This is a genomic window from Acinetobacter tandoii, from assembly GCF_008867985.1.
GTDB lineage: Bacteria > Pseudomonadota > Gammaproteobacteria > Pseudomonadales > Moraxellaceae > Acinetobacter > Acinetobacter tandoii.
In genome coordinates this window covers 1-16572 of record NZ_VXLD01000018.1, presented here as the reverse complement: position 1 = coordinate 16572, position 16572 = coordinate 1, and the positions used below count along the sequence as shown (strand labels likewise).

At 39.7% G+C, this 16572-nt stretch carries 16 protein-coding genes; 10 read left to right on the top strand and 6 right to left on the bottom strand.

The window, feature by feature from the left end; translation table 11 throughout:
* The first annotated feature begins 635 nt into the window (after window positions 1-635).
* The gene (locus F4W09_RS15950) at window positions 636-920 is read left to right on the top strand and encodes a GNAT family N-acetyltransferase (protein WP_016168960.1); all 285 of its coding nucleotides are present in this window, start codon (window positions 636-638) and stop codon (window positions 918-920) included.
* Between the two features lie 101 nt (window positions 921-1021).
* Window positions 1022-1378: a hypothetical protein gene (locus F4W09_RS15945; RefSeq protein ID WP_151505359.1), complete on the top strand. Its 357-nt coding sequence runs from the start codon at window positions 1022-1024 to the stop codon at window positions 1376-1378.
* Between the two features lie 60 nt (window positions 1379-1438).
* Here F4W09_RS15945 and mpl read toward each other — a convergent pair whose 3' ends face one another.
* Window positions 1439-2806 carry a UDP-N-acetylmuramate:L-alanyl-gamma-D-glutamyl-meso-diaminopimelate ligase gene (mpl, locus tag F4W09_RS15940; protein ID WP_151505358.1) on the bottom strand — a complete coding sequence of 456 codons (1368 nt, stop codon included), beginning with the start codon at window positions 2804-2806 and terminating at the stop codon, window positions 1439-1441.
* Between the two features lie 254 nt (window positions 2807-3060).
* On the opposite strand from mpl, the gene F4W09_RS15935 reads away from it, so the two are divergent.
* The 4 genes from F4W09_RS15935 to F4W09_RS15920 all read left to right on the top strand — a co-directional run bounded on the left by F4W09_RS15935 (window position 3061) and on the right by F4W09_RS15920 (window position 7289).
* Window positions 3061-3399, top strand: coding sequence for a DMT family protein (locus tag F4W09_RS15935; protein ID WP_026441189.1), 339 nt, complete (start codon window positions 3061-3063; stop codon window positions 3397-3399).
* A 294-nt stretch (window positions 3400-3693) separates the two neighbouring features.
* A complete protein-coding gene (gene purE / locus F4W09_RS15930) occupies window positions 3694-4209 on the top strand; it encodes a 5-(carboxyamino)imidazole ribonucleotide mutase (protein ID WP_026441188.1) in 516 nt (171 codons plus the stop codon).
* Window positions 4210-4223: 14 nt separating this feature from the next.
* A complete protein-coding gene (locus F4W09_RS15925; protein WP_151505357.1) occupies window positions 4224-5345 on the top strand; it encodes a 5-(carboxyamino)imidazole ribonucleotide synthase in 1122 nt (373 codons plus the stop codon).
* A 645-nt stretch (window positions 5346-5990) separates the two neighbouring features.
* Complete coding sequence (locus tag F4W09_RS15920) at window positions 5991-7289, top strand: lytic murein transglycosylase (RefSeq protein WP_151505356.1); 1299 nt, start codon at window positions 5991-5993, stop codon at window positions 7287-7289.
* A gap of 48 nt (window positions 7290-7337) precedes the next feature.
* On the opposite strand, the gene F4W09_RS15915 is transcribed toward F4W09_RS15920, so the two are convergent.
* The 5 genes from F4W09_RS15915 to F4W09_RS15895 all read right to left on the bottom strand — a co-directional run bounded on the left by F4W09_RS15915 (window position 7338) and on the right by F4W09_RS15895 (window position 12514).
* Entirely contained in the window at window positions 7338-7715 is a 378-nt protein-coding gene (locus F4W09_RS15915) for a hypothetical protein (protein ID WP_016168967.1), read from the bottom strand.
* A 118-nt stretch (window positions 7716-7833) separates the two neighbouring features.
* A complete protein-coding gene (locus F4W09_RS15910; RefSeq protein ID WP_151505355.1) occupies window positions 7834-8733 on the bottom strand; it encodes a matrixin family metalloprotease in 900 nt (299 codons plus the stop codon).
* A gap of 119 nt (window positions 8734-8852) precedes the next feature.
* The gene (dnaK, locus tag F4W09_RS15905; RefSeq protein ID WP_016168969.1) at window positions 8853-10793 is read right to left on the bottom strand and encodes a molecular chaperone DnaK; all 1941 of its coding nucleotides are present in this window, start codon (window positions 10791-10793) and stop codon (window positions 8853-8855) included.
* Window positions 10794-10914: 121 nt separating this feature from the next.
* Window positions 10915-11460 carry a nucleotide exchange factor GrpE gene (grpE, locus tag F4W09_RS15900; protein WP_016168970.1) on the bottom strand — a complete coding sequence of 182 codons (546 nt, stop codon included), beginning with the start codon at window positions 11458-11460 and terminating at the stop codon, window positions 10915-10917.
* 166 nt (window positions 11461-11626) lie between these two features.
* Window positions 11627-12514, bottom strand: a complete 888-nt coding sequence (locus tag F4W09_RS15895; protein ID WP_151505354.1) for a LysR family transcriptional regulator — start codon at window positions 12512-12514, stop codon at window positions 11627-11629.
* A 108-nt stretch (window positions 12515-12622) separates the two neighbouring features.
* Between F4W09_RS15895 and F4W09_RS15890 the strand changes: the two genes are divergently transcribed.
* The 4 genes from F4W09_RS15890 to F4W09_RS15875 all read left to right on the top strand — a co-directional run bounded on the left by F4W09_RS15890 (window position 12623) and on the right by F4W09_RS15875 (window position 16292).
* On the top strand, window positions 12623-13477 hold the full coding sequence (locus F4W09_RS15890) for an MBL fold metallo-hydrolase (protein WP_044739539.1): 855 nt from the start codon (window positions 12623-12625) through the stop codon (window positions 13475-13477).
* Between the two features lie 533 nt (window positions 13478-14010).
* Window positions 14011-14244, top strand: a complete 234-nt coding sequence (locus tag F4W09_RS15885) for a hypothetical protein (protein WP_151505353.1) — start codon at window positions 14011-14013, stop codon at window positions 14242-14244.
* Window positions 14245-14520: 276 nt separating this feature from the next.
* Window positions 14521-15582 carry an alpha/beta hydrolase gene (locus tag F4W09_RS15880; protein WP_151505352.1) on the top strand — a complete coding sequence of 354 codons (1062 nt, stop codon included), beginning with the start codon at window positions 14521-14523 and terminating at the stop codon, window positions 15580-15582.
* A 158-nt stretch (window positions 15583-15740) separates the two neighbouring features.
* Window positions 15741-16292, top strand: a complete 552-nt coding sequence (locus F4W09_RS15875; protein WP_044739536.1) for a peptidylprolyl isomerase — start codon at window positions 15741-15743, stop codon at window positions 16290-16292.
* Window positions 16293-16572 lie beyond the last annotated feature (280 nt).

The window sequence follows — 16572 nt, the reverse complement described above, 5'->3', positions numbered from 1 at the left end:
TCCTCCACATCTGGCAATTGGCCACAAAAAAACCTTGACCTGTTGCCAGATGAAATAAACATCTGTGTCAACATGATCAAGGTCTTGCCTACATTACCTTGGGTAATGCTCAGATACCGACTTTTTTGCAAAGTGTAATGACGATATTCTGACACGTCAGCACGGAGTACTGTAGCTGACGTCTGGAGGAGGCTACTCCCCTTGTTCAAATTCTGTATTGGATTGAATCCAAATGATGTGGCAAGAATCGCATATTTTATATAAAAGTGCAAATTTAACGAGTATGTGATCGATGTAAATTATGAGATGCCTGACCCGAAGTTGAAAGAAAAGTTTATTCTTTATCTTGGGTTTAAAGTTTAGGGTCTAAATGGAACTGTGTTGTCATATTGAGCGATCACTTTGGCCAATAACGAACCACAGAGCATTAATACGAAATAAATTAACATGCCGCTACTCCTGTGCGTACCATCTGTTTAGCATAGAAATAAATAAGCGTGAGCTTCATCCCTTGAACTAGGGATTTCCTGCTTAAGGTGTAACCAGATTTTAAACTTTGGTCGAAAAATGGCTGTTTTTTCTACGGTGCTTATGGCATGTTAACTGCAATGCATCTACTTAGAGGAAAGCGCAGTATGCAATTCCAACACCATAATAATGCCGAAAAAGGTGAGTTTTTTCTAAATGATGCTGAGGGGCAACGTATTGCTGAAATTACCTATGTTTGGCGTGATGCATCTACGATTGTTGCTGACCATACTTGGGTAGATGATTGTTTACGTGGTCAAGGTGTGGCACGTCAGTTGTTGGATGTCTTGGTCGAATACGCACGCGAAAAACAGTTAAAAATTGTGCCCGTGTGTAGTTATGTTGATGTGATGTTTAAACGTGATCAAAGTTTGTTGGATGTCGCGGCTTAATACAGTCATCGTATTTTATTGTACTTTAAGGATTACAACTTAATGAGAACAACATGGTTGTGTTGCCTGAACAGTGTGTTAAGACAGTTGAATTGACGTAAATGAACAAGCTTTTATCTTTTGTCTTATGCAGTTTGCTTTCCCCTTTAGTATTTGCCGAAGATTGTGCAAAACTTGAGGAAAAGGCAGGACAAAAAGAAGTCCAGATGATTCCCCGTTGGGGCATGAAAGTGATTGCCCCATCACGTGTCTATTTTCACTCTGCACCCAGTGATGCCTGTAAAATCAAGGATCTGTTCATTATAAAAAATGATTTTATTACCGCTTATAGCACTTATGATGATGGCAAAGAACAATGGGTTTCGATCATGTATATCAGCAAGCATTTGGGTGACACAGTACAAGGTTGGGCAAAACTAAAAGACTTTGAATATACGGGCACGATGTCCGCTTTTTAGTTGGAGAACCTCAAAAAAACCCGCAATCTAATCTGCGGGTTTTTTGAGAGTAGTAAGCGTTTATTCTGCATTTAAAGCATGAATCAATTTTTGGTGTAAGCCACCAAACCCACCGTTGGACATAATCACCACGGCGTCCCCTTCTCCTGCTTCATTTACTACAGTTTGAATAATATCTTCAAGGGAACGCGCTACAATTGCTTTGTTAGATGCTGCATCAATCACAGGTTGTAAGTCCCAATCCAAACCTTCAGGCTGATACCAAATCACTTCATCTGCCAGACGTGCCGAATATGCCAGTCCATCTTTATGGCTACCCATACGCATGGTGTTTGAACGTGGTTCTATGATTGCCCAAAGTTTACGTTCACCTAAACGTTTACGTGCACCTTCAAGTGTGGTGTCAATTGCAGTTGGATGATGGGCAAAGTCATCGTAGACTTCAACACCACGTACAGTCCCTAAGAGTTCCATACGACGCTTTACACCGCCGAAGTGAGACAGTGCTTCACATGCAGTTTCAATGCTTACACCCACGTGCTCAGCCGCAGCAATAGTAGCCAAAGCATTTGCTACCGAATGTTGCCCTGTCATGTTCCATTTCACTTCACCTTTGACCACGCCGTGTTGTAACACTTTAAAGTGTGAACCATCTGCTGAAAGCTGTTCTGCATAAAGTGCTGCATGAGCCTGTGCTGTTAAAGATGTGCGTACCACAGGTGTCCAACAGCCCATTTCCAATACTTCATCAATGTTGGTTTCAGTAATTGGGGCAATAATGCGACCTTCACTTGGGATGGTACGGACTAAATGATGGAATTGTTTTTGAATGGCAGCCAAATCATCAAAAATGTCGGCATGGTCAAATTCAAGGTTGTTTAAAATGGCAGTTTTTGGATGGTAGTGCACAAACTTAGAACGTTTGTCGAAAAATGCCGAATCGTATTCATCCGCTTCAACACAGAAATATTTTCCGCCGCCTAAGCGAGCACTTTCAGAGAAACCTAAAGGCACACCGCCAATTAAAAAGCCTGGTTCTAAGCCTGCCTGATCCAATACCCACGCCAACATGGTGGTGGTGGTGGTTTTACCATGAGTCCCAGCAACCCCAAGCACATGTTTACCTTGCAAGACATGATCTGCAAGGAATTGTGGCCCTGAAATATAAGGTAAACTTTCATTGAGCATATATTCAACCGCGTCAATTCCGCGTTTCATGGCATTACCGACAATGACTAAATCGGGGTGCGGTTGTAAATGGCTACGATCATAGCCTTGCATTAAAGTAATGCCTGCATTTTCCAGTTGAGTGGACATGGGCGGATAAACGTTCAGATCTGAACCTGTCACCTTATGTCCTAAATCTCGCGCTAATAACGCCAATGAACCCATAAAGGTGCCGCAAATACCCAAAATATGCAGATGCATTGATCTTTAACTCCACTGCTTTTTGACACAGCACTTCATGATTGGTGTTGTTGTCAGAATTGATTCGATTTGACAGCAACGATATCAAGGCTCTTAGGGAAAAGATAGTTTTTCTTGTATCAATTTAGACAGTTCACTCATGACAAATTTCACCAAGATTAAAGTCGATAAAATTACCTAAAGAAAGGACTTTGACTTATACTTTTGAGCCTATTTTAGGTCTTAATTGTGAATGTGGTGTAATGATGAATACCATGCTGATTCCGTTTGCATTGTTAGTAATATCCAATTGTTTTATGACATTGGCTTGGTACGGTCATCTAAAATTTTTACATGGTGCACCATTGTGGCAAGCCATTTTATTTGGTTGGTTAATTGCCCTATTAGAATATGCTTTTATGATTCCTGCTACTCGTCTCTTGGCACAGGATGGCTGGTCTGTAGGGCAAATGAAAATTACCCAAGAAGTCATGACTTTATTGGTTTTTGTCCCATTTATGATTTATCTGTTTAAACAACCATTTAAGTTAGATTATCTTTGGGCAGGCCTGTGTTTATTAGGTTGTGTGTATTTCGTATTTAGAAGTCAATAATTGCTTTTAGGGCTATTAAGGTTGTAGTGAGTGGTTTTCAGAGATGATGTAAAAAACTTACTGCAACCAGTTCGCTATAGAATGGTCTAAATATGACTTTGAGTGGCTGATTTTTTCATCAAGGGAATCATTTCCTTATTTTTATCGAAAAAAAACTAAAAATATCTCGCTCTAGCCCTGCTTAAGTTTTGGAGAGATGAAAAAGCAGTCTATAATATGGGGCTTCTGAACCATTTAAAGCTTGGCTCTCGTCGAGATTTATCCTCCTTCACTCTAGTCTCTGGAACATTAGCAATGAATGCGGCCGCAGCACAAGACGCTCAACCCCTCGTAGGAATTATCATGGGTTCTCAATCTGATTGGGCGACTCTCGAACACACTGCCAATATGCTTAAGCAACTTGGTGTCCCATTTGAAGCTGAAGTGGTTTCTGCACACCGTACCCCAGATCGTTTATTTGAATATGCTGAAACTGCACGTGATCGCGGAATTCAAGTGATTATTGCAGGCGCAGGCGGCGCAGCACATTTACCAGGTATGTGCGCGGCAAAAACCGACTTACCAGTCTTGGGTGTACCTGTAAAATCTTCTATTTTAAATGGTGTTGACTCACTGCTTTCAATTGTACAAATGCCAGCAGGTATTGCAGTTGGTACTTTAGCAATTGGCCCTGCGGGTGCAACCAATGCTGCAATTATGGCAGCACAGATTCTTGGTTTGACGCGTCCAGAGATTGCTGAAAATGTAGCAAATTTCCGTGCAGCACAAACGGAAAAAGTGGCAAGCAACAATATTCCGGGTCAAGCTTAAAACGGGACACAGTTATGAACAAAACCATCGGTATTTTTGGTGGTGGTCAGTTGGGTCGTATGATGGCGCAAGCTGCTTTACCACTCAATATTCAATGTACCTTCTATGAAGCAGATACAGACTGCCCTTCCGCAGCTTTAGGTCAGGTGATTTCAAGTCAGACTGAACAAGGTCTGCAACAGTTTATTCAAAGCGCAGACGTGTTTAGTCTGGAATTTGAAAATACGCCACTGGCAGATGTCGATCTTTTGACGCAAAGCAAAGCCATTCACCCACCACGTCAAGCTTTAGCGACTGCACAAAATCGTTTAATGGAAAAAGCCTTATTCGATCAATTGCAGATTCCTGTTGCGCCATATCAAGCCGTGGATTCTTTAGCAAGTTTACAACAAGCTGTTAAGATGCTAGGTTTACCATTGGTGCTGAAAACAGCTACTGGCGGTTATGATGGTAAAGGTCAATTTGTACTGCGTAGCGAAGATCAAATTGAGCAAGCATGGGCTGAATTGGGTCCAGCAAAAAGCTTGATTGCAGAAAGTTTTGTGACGTTCTCGCGTGAGGTTTCCATCATTGCGGTGCGTGGTCAAGATGGTGAAGTGAAAACTTGGCCTTTGGCTGAAAACCATCACCACAATGGCATCTTGTCGCATTCGATTGTTCCTGCGCCAAACAGTGTAGATTTACAACCAGCTGCACAAGACTACATCACACGTTTACTCAATCACCTGAACTATGTGGGTGTACTGACGTTGGAATTGTTTGTGACAGAACAAGGCCTATTTGCCAATGAAATGGCACCACGCGTACATAACTCAGGTCATTGGTCGATTGAAGGTGCAGTCTGCTCGCAATTTGAAAATCATATTCGTGCAGTTGCAGGCCTACCTTTAGGTTCAACCGAAGTGGTCCGCCCTACTGTGATGATCAATATCATTGGACAATATCCAAAATCAGAACAGGTTTTGGCTTTAAATGGCGCACATCTGCATTTGTACAACAAAACAGAACGTGTGGGCCGCAAGATCGGTCACATCACGTTAATGCCAAATGACAGCACCCAATTGACCACTTTATGCCGTCAATTGGCGAAAATTTTGCCTGTGCCTTTAGCATTAAGCGAAGATATGACCATTTAAATCTTGAACTGTTTAGCAAAAAAGCGATCACTCTGTGGATCGCTTTTTTTATGTCAATGACTCAGGCATGCTACGCGACCCTGTATTGAAGTATTGCCTTTTATCGCAAATTTTAGCTTTTTGTTGTGTCTGGTTTGAATAAAAAATAAGCTGTATGTGGTATTTTTGGTTGTTAAAAAATAATAAAAACTTTGAATTTAAAACTGAGGTTGGGTGAAAGTTTTAAATTTAAACACAGAGTAAATCATCAATTGTGGATAAAGTAATTTGAATTTAAAATCGATGAGCATTTTTAAATTCATTTTTTTTAAATTTAAAGTGCGAGTTATGAATTTAAATCGGCATTTTTGAATTCAAAAATCATGATTAAAGGTCATGACTCATGCTGAGTTTACTTGATTTGTTAGTGTGTGCGCTTTGAATTTAAAGAATACGGTTGTGGATAACCTCTTTTAAATTCAAATTTTTGGTTTTAAATTTAAAGTGGTGCTTTTGAATTTAAATTAAAGCGTGATTTGGGTTGTGGGTAACTATTTTTGAATTTAAAATTAAGAAAATGAATTCAAATTTTACGTTTCTTATCTGTCAATTTTGTACTGGAATGTTAAGGTAAGCGCATAATTTGAATTTAAAACGAAAGTGATGATGAAACGAATTAATTATTTTATTTTTGGATCCATTTTTTGGTTTACGGCACCATCCCATGCGGAATTGATTATTAATGGTCAGCCTACTTCTGCTTCGACTTATAATAATAACTTAACAAACCAAAGTGGTTACAGTGCTGAGAATAATTTTCAAGGTTGCTTGTCAAATTTGCGTAGTCAAGCACTTGCTGTGGGTGTCAGTGCGAGTACTTATGATCGTTATACCCAAAATTTGACGCCTGATTATAGCGTGATTGATAAGTTAAATTATCAACCTGAATTTTCTACACCAATTTGGGACTATTTGTCAGGTCTGGTCGATGATGAGCGAGTGGAAATGGGGCGGCAAAAATTAGCCCAGCATCGTGAGGTTCTGAATCGCGTTGCCCAAGCTTATGGTGTACCTGCTGAAACTGTGGTGGCCGTCTGGGGAGTTGAAAGTAATTTTGGTAATATTTCAGGCAGTTATCCTTTATTACAGGCTCTTGGTACTTTAAGTTGTGAAGGCCGCCGCCAAAGTTATTTCCGTGGTGAGTTTTTTGCCACTATGCGTATTTTACAGCGTGGTGATTTAAGAGAAGAACAATTACGTGGGTCGTGGGCGGGTGCATTTGGTCATACGCAGTTTATGCCATCGACCTATGAGGAGTTAGCCGTCGATTTTGATGGTGATGGTCGCCGTGATTTGGTCTCGAGTACCTCAGATGCACTGGCTTCGACCGCCAATTTCCTGACCAAGCGGGGTTGGCAAACAGGCATGCCTTGGGGTTTTGAGGTAACGATACCCGCAAACCTGTCGATTTCAGGTGAAGGGCGCCGTAATAAGAAAAGTTTGTCTTACTGGATGAATCAAGGACTGACACGTGCGGATGGGAGTGCCTTAATTCAAGGGAATCTATCTGAAAGCACCCCAGCTGGATTAATGGCACCCGCTGGAGAAAACGGACCTAAATTCCTAGTTTTCAAGAATTTTGATGCTATTTATAGTTATAACGCGGCTGAAAGTTATGCTTTAGCGATTGCTCATTTATCGGATCGTTTACAAGGCAAAGGCAATTTCCGACAAGGTTGGCCAACCAATGATGCAGGCACATCGCGTGCAGAACGTCGTGAAATTCAGCAATATTTACTCAATCGTGGTTATGATGTTGGTAAAGTGGATGGTTTGATTGGTGATAAAACCCGGCAAGCGATTCGTGATGAACAGATTCGTATAGGTTTAAATCCGACTGGACGAGCAGGGCAACAGACTTTGCAGGCCTTTCGTAATGAAAATGCCAAATTAATGATGAAGTAAAACGGAAAGATGACGGTGCAGGTGTACCGTCATCACATTTTAGGTGCTTTATTCGACTTCAATTGGATCGAGTTTCACCGCCTCTAGAATATCAAAAATTACAGTAGTGACATCCTGACTTAAATCGCGGTTATTAAAAATTTCATGTGCGCTAATGGTGACATCTGTGTCGCTTGGCAGTAGACGTTGTTCTTCTTCAATCAGGTGTTGAATTGGCAACAAAGTCTGCTTGATTTCTAAATGCAAGATATCCTGAAATTCAATATTTTCATCTTCCAGTTCAATTTCTTGCTCATTGAAATATGGCAGGATAATAGAGTGGAGATAAGGCTGAATTTCAATAATATCAAACAATTCCAAATCACGAGTTTGTTCAATTGTGCTGATATGATCATTCACTTCAATGAGAATATGGTAGTAACTCACATTGTTCTCCGCTCAGTTTGCTGTGTGGATGGTTCTATCACAATAGCATGAAATCTAATCTTTTGCTGCGCAAATCAAGCAAAAAGCCTTATAAAGTTTAAGGGTATTTTTCACAAGGTTATTGGCGTGCTGCCAATAACTGTAAATCTGCAGCTCTGAGCCTAAAATGCTGTAAATCTTGTTCTCCCAAAATAGGGTACATTAGGGCTTGAGAGTCATTATGGTGTGCCAGTCCTAGTGCATGGCCTAATTCATGTGCGATGGTCAGTCTCAGATCATCATTTCCATCAAATTGGTAGATTTCAATTTTATTGCCCATAAACACGCCTTTATGGAATTCACGTGCTGGGAAACGTCGTTGGGCTTGCACGATTTCCTTATTTAGCTGTTGAATACTCAAGTTGTGTTGATCGACCTGCTGATTAAAGTTTTGATTTTGTTGTTGAAAATAAGCAGTTTCTTGTTCGAACTGTGCAATTCTGTATTGTAGTTGAGCGAGTTGGTCACGTAAATTTTTTTGTTGTTCCGCGGACTGCGCTTGAGTTTGTTGGCTCTGTAAATAGCGATATTCGGCTTCCAGTTGTTGTTGTTGTTGTTCTAAACGATGTTGTGTGAAATCCAGTTGAGTTCTGGCGCGTTCAATATTGTCTGAAGAGCGATTGTTTTGATTTTTGCTCTTATCTAGTTTTTGTTGGGTTTGTTTTAACGCATTTGCATCTTGCTGGCGCTGATCATAGATCAGTTCAATGCTGAGTTTTGCATGCGGATCGTAAACAAACAGAGTTTGTTGTGTACCTTGATGCCAGATTTCAAGAGCTTCTTGGCTCAATTGTATAACCTGTGCTTGAGTAAGACCAAAACGTGGATCTACATTGCCAATTTTAAAGCGTAGTCGTTGATCAAAGGGGTGCAGTAACCGATCTGACCAGGCATTATAGCGTAATTGATAATGTGCATGGCTTTGGTAGCTGAGCCAGAGTATCGCTAAGAAGAGTAGGATGAATCCAAGTCGATGCATAAATCATTTTTCTTTTTCATTTGTGTGTAATGTAGCGAAAAGTGTGTGGTGTGGAAATATATGCTTCCTCTAAAAATAAAAAAAACCGCGCGTAAGCGCGGTTTTTTTAAAGAGACAAATTATTTTTTGTCATCTTTTACTTCAGTAAATTCAGCATCTACAACGCCATCATCAGCTTTTTGTTGACCTGCATCGCCACCTTGGAATGCATTTGGATCAAAGCCTTCAGCACCACCAGCTTGTTGTGCTTGTTCATAAGCACGTTGAGTGATAGGCATCAAGATGTTTTGTAAAGCTTCAGTTTTCGCTTTGATATCTTCAACATCATTTTCTTTGGTTGCTGCTTCTAGCTCAGAAACGGCAGTGCTTACCGCTGTTTTTTCATCTTCAGTCACTTTGTCACCAAGATCTTTAACAGCTTTGTTTGAGCTTGAAATTAATGCATCAGCTTCGTTACGAGCTTTTGCAAGTTCTTCAAACTTACGATCTTCTTCAGCATTCGCTTCAGCATCTTTGATCATTGCTTCGATTTCAGCATCAGACAAACCTGAGTTTGCTTTAATCTGGATCGATTGCTCTTTACCAGTGCTCTTATCTTTAGCAGATACTTTCAAGATACCATCAGCATTGATGTCGAAAGATACTTCAATTTGTGGCACACCGCGTGGAGCAGGCGGAATGTCACCTAATTGGAAGTTACCCAACAATTTGTTTTGTTGAGCCATCTTACGTTCACCTTGGTAAACAGAAATGTCTACAGCAGGCTGGTTGTCAGCAGCAGTAGAGAACACTTGTGATTTCTTCGCAGGAATCGTCGTGTTTTTCTCAATGATTGGTGTTAATACACCACCCATTGTTTCAATACCTAAAGTTAATGGCGTTACGTCTAATAAAAGAACGTCAGTTTTGTCACCAGACAATACCGCACCTTGAATCGCAGCACCGATTGCAACTGCTTCGTCAGGGTTCACGTCTTTACGTGGCTCTTTACCAAAGAATTCTTGTACTTTTTGTTGTACAAGTGGCATACGAGACTGACCACCCACCAAGATTACGTCAGAGATGTCAGAAGTCGAAAGACCAGCATCTTTAAGCGCAATACGGCAAGGCTCAATTGTACGAGCAACTAAATCAGCAACTAAACCTTCAAGTTTTGCACGAGTTACGTTGATCACTAAGTGTTTAGGACCAGTTGCATCAGCCGTGATATATGGAAGGTTAATTTCAGTTGCATTTGATGAAGAAAGCTCAATTTTTGCTTTTTCAGCAGCTTCTTTCAAACGTTGTAACGCAAGTGGATCATTTTTCAAGTTCACACTTTGTTCTTTCTTAAATTCTTCAACCAAGAATTCAATCAATGCGTTATCAAAGTCTTCACCACCAAGGAAAGTATCACCGTTTGTTGATAACACTTCGATTTGTTGGTCGCCATCAAGATCTGCGATTTCAATGATTGATACGTCAAAAGTACCACCACCTAAGTCGTAAACTGCAACTTTACGGTCGCCTTCTTTTTTGTCCATACCGAACGCAAGTGCCGCAGCAGTTGGTTCGTTAATGATACGTTTAACATCTAAACCAGCGATTTTACCCGCATCTTTAGTTGCTTGACGTTGAGCATCGTTAAAGTAAGCAGGAACAGTAATAACTGCTTCAGTAACTGTTTCACCTAAATAGTCTTCTGCAGTTTTCTTCATCTTTTTCAAGATTTCAGCAGAAACCTGTTGAGGCGCTAATTTTTTATCGTTTACTTCAACCCAAGCATCGCCATTGTCTGCTTTGATGATTTTGTAAGGTACAAGACCGATATCTTTTTGTACCGCCTGGTCTTCATAACGACGACCAATTAAACGCTTAATCGCGAATAATGTGTTTTTAGGGTTAGTCACTGCTTGACGTTTAGCAGATTGACCAACCAAGATTTCACCATCTTTATATGCAATGATTGATGGAGTTGTACGAGCGCCTTCGGCGTTCTCGATTACTTTAACTTTGTCGCCTTCAAGTACAGCAACGCATGAGTTTGTTGTACCTAAGTCAATACCAATGATTTTAGCCATTAGATCTGTTCCTCAAAAATTCTTGTGCAATGTTTTTGCTTGTTATCCGATATGAGAGCCGTTCAAAATTTTTCAAGTTATTTTTCTGAAAATTTTTCACAAACTCCCGTATTTATAGGGTTTATGCGCCTACCATCACCATAGCAGGGCGAAGTAAACGACCATTTAAGGTGTAACCTTTCTGTAAAACGGTGCCAATTTCGTTCGCTTTGGCATTTGGATCAATGCCGACAGCTTGGTGTAAATCTGCATTGAAACCGCTTTGTGTATCTGCTTCAACCACACCAAATTTTTCAAGTGTTGTGAGTAAAGATTTCAAGGTAAGTTTTACGCCTTCAAGTACAGGGGTTTCTTCTTCACCTGCGGCTTGAATGGCACGTTCTAAATTGTCGACAGAGTCGAGTAATTCTTTGGCAAACTTTTCAAGCACAGTTTCCTTATGCTTTTCAGCTTCACGTTGAATACGCTCAACACTCTTTTGTGCTTCATAAACGGCATTTGCTGTACGGGCTTTTTCTAATTTCAAGCTTTCTTCAAGTTTGCCGATTTGCGCTTGTAAATCTTCAACGCTAAGCTCGTTTGCTTGCTCTACACCTTCAGCTTGAGTTTGTTCTGTCTGTTGCTCATTTTGAATGTCTTGAGCTTGCTCATTGTGCTCATTAGCCATTGATGATCTCCGTTGAAAAAAGTTCTTAAACATGTACAGTCCTTTGGTGTCAGTGTTCACTGGTTAAATCTGAACTGTCATGAGTGATGAAATTCATGATTAGTAAAAGAGGTCGGGGCAGGAATGCAAAATTCAAGTTGCATACCTGATTAAATTTGCACTATTTCTATTTTTTCTCAGATAAATTGAAGTGTTGAATTACAAATGCGATGAATTCTTGCGTTTTTTTACTTAAATGGCGACGAGACGAATACACCACAGACAGTTGCATTTGTGGCAGGGCGTAGTCGGGCAGAATCTGATGTAGCCGATTTTGATTCAGCTCAGTTTGTACCAATGCGGTTGGTAACATGGCGATGCCTTGAGCCTGTTTGCACATCTCTAATAATGCATAGGCATCATTGCTTTTGATCACACTATGCAAGTTATAGTTTTGGGGGTGTTGATTCGGAGCGTTCAGCGTCCAAACTGAATGCATACTGTGATGGGTCAGGCAGGTATGTTGTAACAGCTGTTCAGGATGTTGGATCTCGGGCGCTTGAGCCAAATAATCGGGGTGTGCGCATAAAACAGAGTCAATCGGAAACAGCGGACGGGCAATTAAACCTTCAGCTATTTTAGGGCTAATCCGAAAGGCTAAATCGATTTGGGCATCAATTAAATCGAGTGTGTCTTCGGTAATCACAATATCAAATTGTACAAATGGAAATTGCTCACGAAAGCGTTGAATACATTCGGCTAAACCATTTTGTAGTAAAAACAGCCCCGTGGTCAGTCGAATCATTCCTGTTTGTTGCTGATCTTGTGTCATATCCAACAGCAATTGCTGTTGTTGCAAAATATTTTCACAGTAATGCAGCGCCTGCTCGCCAGCAGCCGTAAGTGAGATTTTACGGGTATTGCGATGAAACAATCGGGTCGAAAAATGATTTTCCAGATGTTCAAGGTAGCGAGATACCATGGCGCGTGAAACATTGAGATGGTCTGCAGCTTTGGTCAAACTGCCTTGCTGGGTAATACAGACAAAGACTTGAATGGCTTTTAGGGTATCCATATTTATGTTTATTGTTGCGTATATTGTAACAGTTTATCTTAAGTTGAGGTGTTTATTTGTCATAAACTGAAATTTAAAGTATTCAAAATCAAATAAGAGATGAATACCATGCAAACCAAGTTTTATGCCCTTGCCTTAACTGCTTTAGCACTTAGCTCGACTGCCTATGCGCAAGACCTAAAAATTCACACCTATTTAGCTAAGCCTGAACATTTTGGCGTGACATCTACCCTTATTGAAGGGGATAAAGAAGTCATGTTGGTGAATGCTCAATTTTCTAAATCGGAAGCTTTACGTATCGCAGCAGAGATTTTAGACAGCGGTAAAACTTTAAAAACGATTTTTGTGAGTTATGGCGATCCTGATTTCTATTTTGGTTTGGATGTTTTTAAACAATATTTTCCAAACGTAAAAATCATTGCAACACCTGAAACCGTGCAACATATTCAGGCAACGCAAGCCCTGAAAGTGCAGTACTGGGGACCACAAATGGGCGTGAATGCACCCAGCAAAATTATTGTGCCAGAGGTATATACTCCCAAAACATTAACGCTCGAAGATGAAGTGATTGCAATTAAGGGGCAAAAGGAACTGACTTATTTATGGATTCCAAGTGCTAAAGCAGTGGTTGGTGGTATTCCTGTTTCATCAGGCATTCATCTTTGGATGGCAGATACACCAAGCTCGAAAGATCGTGCAGAAGTAGTTAAGACCTTAGAATCAATCAAAGCACTTCAACCTGAAGTTGTTATTCCTGCACATATGCAGGCAGGCGCTGCTGAAGGTTTAAATGCAGTGAACTTTTCCATAGATTATTTAAAACAGTATGAAAAAGCCGCGAAAAATAGCAAAAATTCTGCACAGTTAATTCAAAGCATGCAGCAACAATATCCAGATTTGGCCGAGTCTGGCAACCTAGCATTGGGTGCCAAAGTAGTGAAAAGTGAGATGAAATGGCCTTAAGCAGTTGAGAGTAAAAAACGATCAAGTTAAACGAAATTAAATATTTCACAAGCGTTACAGATTTTCTTAACCTAGAGCTTAGTAATCACTGCTGTAGTTTCTGATAAGCATGTCGGAGTCTGTTTTTAAGCTTATTCAACCTTTGAATAAGCTTTTTTTTGGGGAAATTGTTGAGAGTTATGACTTTTTATAGATTTAGTAGCATAGAAACGTTATGGGCAAGTCATTTTGTAAATACTTGGCAACAGCAGTAAGTTTTTTCATTTCAATATCTTTTAACCAAATTTGTTTTTTTAATTGTGTTTGGCTAGAACGATGTACTTTATACGATTAAAAATAATCACTTAATTGATTTTTTTATTCTCATAGAATAAAAGAAACGTCTCAATCAGTTTAATAAAACATTGCAGAATGCAACCAACAAATAAAAAACGCTCACCATATATGTGCGCAATTCATTGAAAAAAAATGAATGATGACTTGGCAAAACTAAAGATTGGTTTTTGTATTTTTTATTTGAAAAGGAACAATGTATGAAAAAAGTCGGTTTATTTTCTATTTCTATGTTAGCTATTTCAGTGCTTGCAGTGGGTTGTACTTCAAAAGATCCTGTACAAGCGACTGAAACAGCTCAAATGTCGACTGGAGCAGAAGTGGGTGCACAAGGACAAGTTGGGATTGCTGCGCAAGCAGATGGTTCTGCAAACATGAATGCTCCACAGACTCAAATGAATGATATGCAGGGTCAACCACAATCGATTCAATAATAATGTTTATGTTGTTGAGTTGAAAAACAGCATATTTAGAGTAAAAGACAGTACTTGAATGAGGTGTACTGTCTGAATCAATAGATGCTCTTATTAATTAAGGATGTGTTAAAGAACCCAACTTTTCTATTGATGATTTTGACTTGAACTTGCAGAAACAATGTTAATGACAATATGCTTAAAGCAGATTAGCTTTGTTGCAAAAGCCATACTTTAAGGTTGAACATCTTTAGTAAAGTTTGACCGAAAAATAAAACAACAAGGAATGAGTCGTTTATGGGCATATCAATACAAAAAGTGATGGAACAAAATCAAGGGACAGCAGCGCGACTACTCGATAAGTTGCCTAACTTTGTACAGGAGAATATCGTCAAGGCTTTAGCCTATCCTTATCACTACCCCGAATTAGACTCTTTTCTTAAATGTCTGGTTGCTGTTCAATATAAACAAAATAAAACAGGCTTTATTTCTGCAGATGCACAGCACTCTCGTAAAGTCTTTGAATTGCAGAGCCAGCTTATTGCAGGAAAATCAACAGTCATTAAACAAGTCGAAGATTTACGCTTACCTTTGCAAAGTGGAACTATTTTTGCGCGTCACTATCATCCTGCACCCAATAAAAAACTTCCAATGTTAGTGTTCTATCATGGAGGAGGTTTTGTCGTTGGTACTATCGATAGTTATGATGAAGTGTGTCGTCTATTGGCTGTACATGCGCATGTACAAGTGCTCAGTATAGATTATCCCTTAGCACCAGAAGCCTCGCCGTATCAAATTGTACAAAGTTGTGAAGATGCCTTGGCATGGGTATACCAAAATCGAAAACAACTCAAAATTTTAAAAAATCGTATAGCCGTTGCTGGTGACAGTGCAGGTGGCAATTTAAGTGCGGTGGTTGCGCAACGTAGTATAGGTAAAGCCTATGCACCGCAAGTCCAGTTTCTAATTTATCCAGCATTAGACTTTAAAAGTCGTCATCCTTCCTTTTTTGCTTATAAAGATGGTCTAGTCTTAACTGGAGACGATGTTGATACCGTGACCGCACATTATGCCACTCAGCATCAGGTTGCTTTGGATGATCCAATTATTTCCCCGACTTATGGTAGTTTAAGAAAATTAGCATCCGCCTTTGTTGTTACGGCAGGGCATGATGTACTGCACGATGAAGCCGAGATCTACGCCCATAAGCTACGACATCATGGTGTCTCCGTGGCTTATCATGATTATCCAAGTATGACTCATGGTTTCATTAACATGGTAGGCTTATCGCGGACTGCAAAGAAGAACTACATCGAAATGAGTAAGAAATTCAGAAAATTTTGGGATAAACACAGTTAAAGTAAGACATAAATAAAGTGTTTTAAATATTTGAATATCCATGCATAAATTTAAAACAATGATTTAGATCTTATAAATAAAAAGTTTAAAAGTATCTGAATTTAAAGAGTTGTGTTAAATATAACCAAATATAAAACAGCATTACAGGAACCCCCAACATGTTAAAACAGAGCCTCGCGTTATTGACTGCTGCTACATTCAGTGTGTGTACCTATGCAGCCAATACTCTGGTGGAAATGAAAACATCAATGGGAAATATTGAAATTGAGCTATTTAATGATAAGGCACCAGTTTCAGCTAAAAACTTTGAAGACTACGCAAAAGCAAATTTCTATAACGGCACTATTTTTCACCGTGTCATTCCTGGGTTTATGATTCAGGGCGGAGGAATGGATGCCAATATGGTCGAAAAGCCAACCAAGGCACCTATCAAAAACGAATCTTCAAATGGTTTAAAGAATACGCGTGGCACATTAGCGATGGCACGGACCAATAACCCAAACTCGGCTACCAGCCAATTCTTTATTAATGTCGTAGACAATGATTTTTTAAATAAAGGGTCTATGAATGCAGGTTATGCGGTCTTTGGTAAAGTGACGAAGGGAATGGATGTGGTCGATAAAATTGTAAAAGTACCGACTGCGAGCTATGGAATGCACCAAGATGTACCGAAACAACCTGTGAAAATTCTTAGTGTGAATATTAAGTAAGCAGGCACTGCTAAATCATTAAAAAAATAGCAGAAATATATTTATTTGTATTTCTGCTTTATAATTAATGGGTTATGTGGTTTTTTGTTTATTGGTGAGCTAAAATGGTGCATAAAAATACAACACTCAATAAAACAGCCAGTTAAAAGTGCTTGCACTGAAAATAAAACCGTATAGAATGCACCCCATACCGACGAGATAGACGGAAACGAACGAAGTGCGAAGCACTGAGTTGTTGAGTTTATTGAGTCCAGCATCTAATACTGACGAAGTATTAGAT

What these genes read in the sequence shown, in the direction of transcription:
- F4W09_RS15935 (WP_026441189.1), top strand. Translation starts at nt 3,061, where the DNA reads ATGCTGATTCCGTTTGCATTGTTAGTAATATCCAATTGTTTTATGACA.
- F4W09_RS15880 (WP_151505352.1), top strand. Translation starts at nt 14,521, where the DNA reads ATGGGCATATCAATACAAAAAGTGATGGAACAAAATCAAGGGACAGCA.
- F4W09_RS15895 (WP_151505354.1), bottom strand. Translation starts at nt 12,514, where the DNA reads ATGGATACCCTAAAAGCCATTCAAGTCTTTGTCTGTATTACCCAGCAA.
- F4W09_RS15910 (WP_151505355.1), bottom strand. Translation starts at nt 8,733, where the DNA reads ATGCATCGACTTGGATTCATCCTACTCTTCTTAGCGATACTCTGGCTC.
- mpl (WP_151505358.1), bottom strand. Translation starts at nt 2,806, where the DNA reads ATGCATCTGCATATTTTGGGTATTTGCGGCACCTTTATGGGTTCATTG.
- grpE (WP_016168970.1), bottom strand. Translation starts at nt 11,460, where the DNA reads ATGGCTAATGAGCACAATGAGCAAGCTCAAGACATTCAAAATGAGCAA.
- F4W09_RS15945 (WP_151505359.1), top strand. Translation starts at nt 1,022, where the DNA reads ATGAACAAGCTTTTATCTTTTGTCTTATGCAGTTTGCTTTCCCCTTTA.
- dnaK (WP_016168969.1), bottom strand. Translation starts at nt 10,793, where the DNA reads ATGGCTAAAATCATTGGTATTGACTTAGGTACAACAAACTCATGCGTT.
- F4W09_RS15875 (WP_044739536.1), top strand. Translation starts at nt 15,741, where the DNA reads ATGTTAAAACAGAGCCTCGCGTTATTGACTGCTGCTACATTCAGTGTG.
- purE (WP_026441188.1), top strand. Translation starts at nt 3,694, where the DNA reads ATGAATGCGGCCGCAGCACAAGACGCTCAACCCCTCGTAGGAATTATC.
- F4W09_RS15950 (WP_016168960.1), top strand. Translation starts at nt 636, where the DNA reads ATGCAATTCCAACACCATAATAATGCCGAAAAAGGTGAGTTTTTTCTA.
- F4W09_RS15890 (WP_044739539.1), top strand. Translation starts at nt 12,623, where the DNA reads ATGCAAACCAAGTTTTATGCCCTTGCCTTAACTGCTTTAGCACTTAGC.
- F4W09_RS15925 (WP_151505357.1), top strand. Translation starts at nt 4,224, where the DNA reads ATGAACAAAACCATCGGTATTTTTGGTGGTGGTCAGTTGGGTCGTATG.
- F4W09_RS15885 (WP_151505353.1), top strand. Translation starts at nt 14,011, where the DNA reads ATGAAAAAAGTCGGTTTATTTTCTATTTCTATGTTAGCTATTTCAGTG.
- F4W09_RS15920 (WP_151505356.1), top strand. Translation starts at nt 5,991, where the DNA reads ATGAAACGAATTAATTATTTTATTTTTGGATCCATTTTTTGGTTTACG.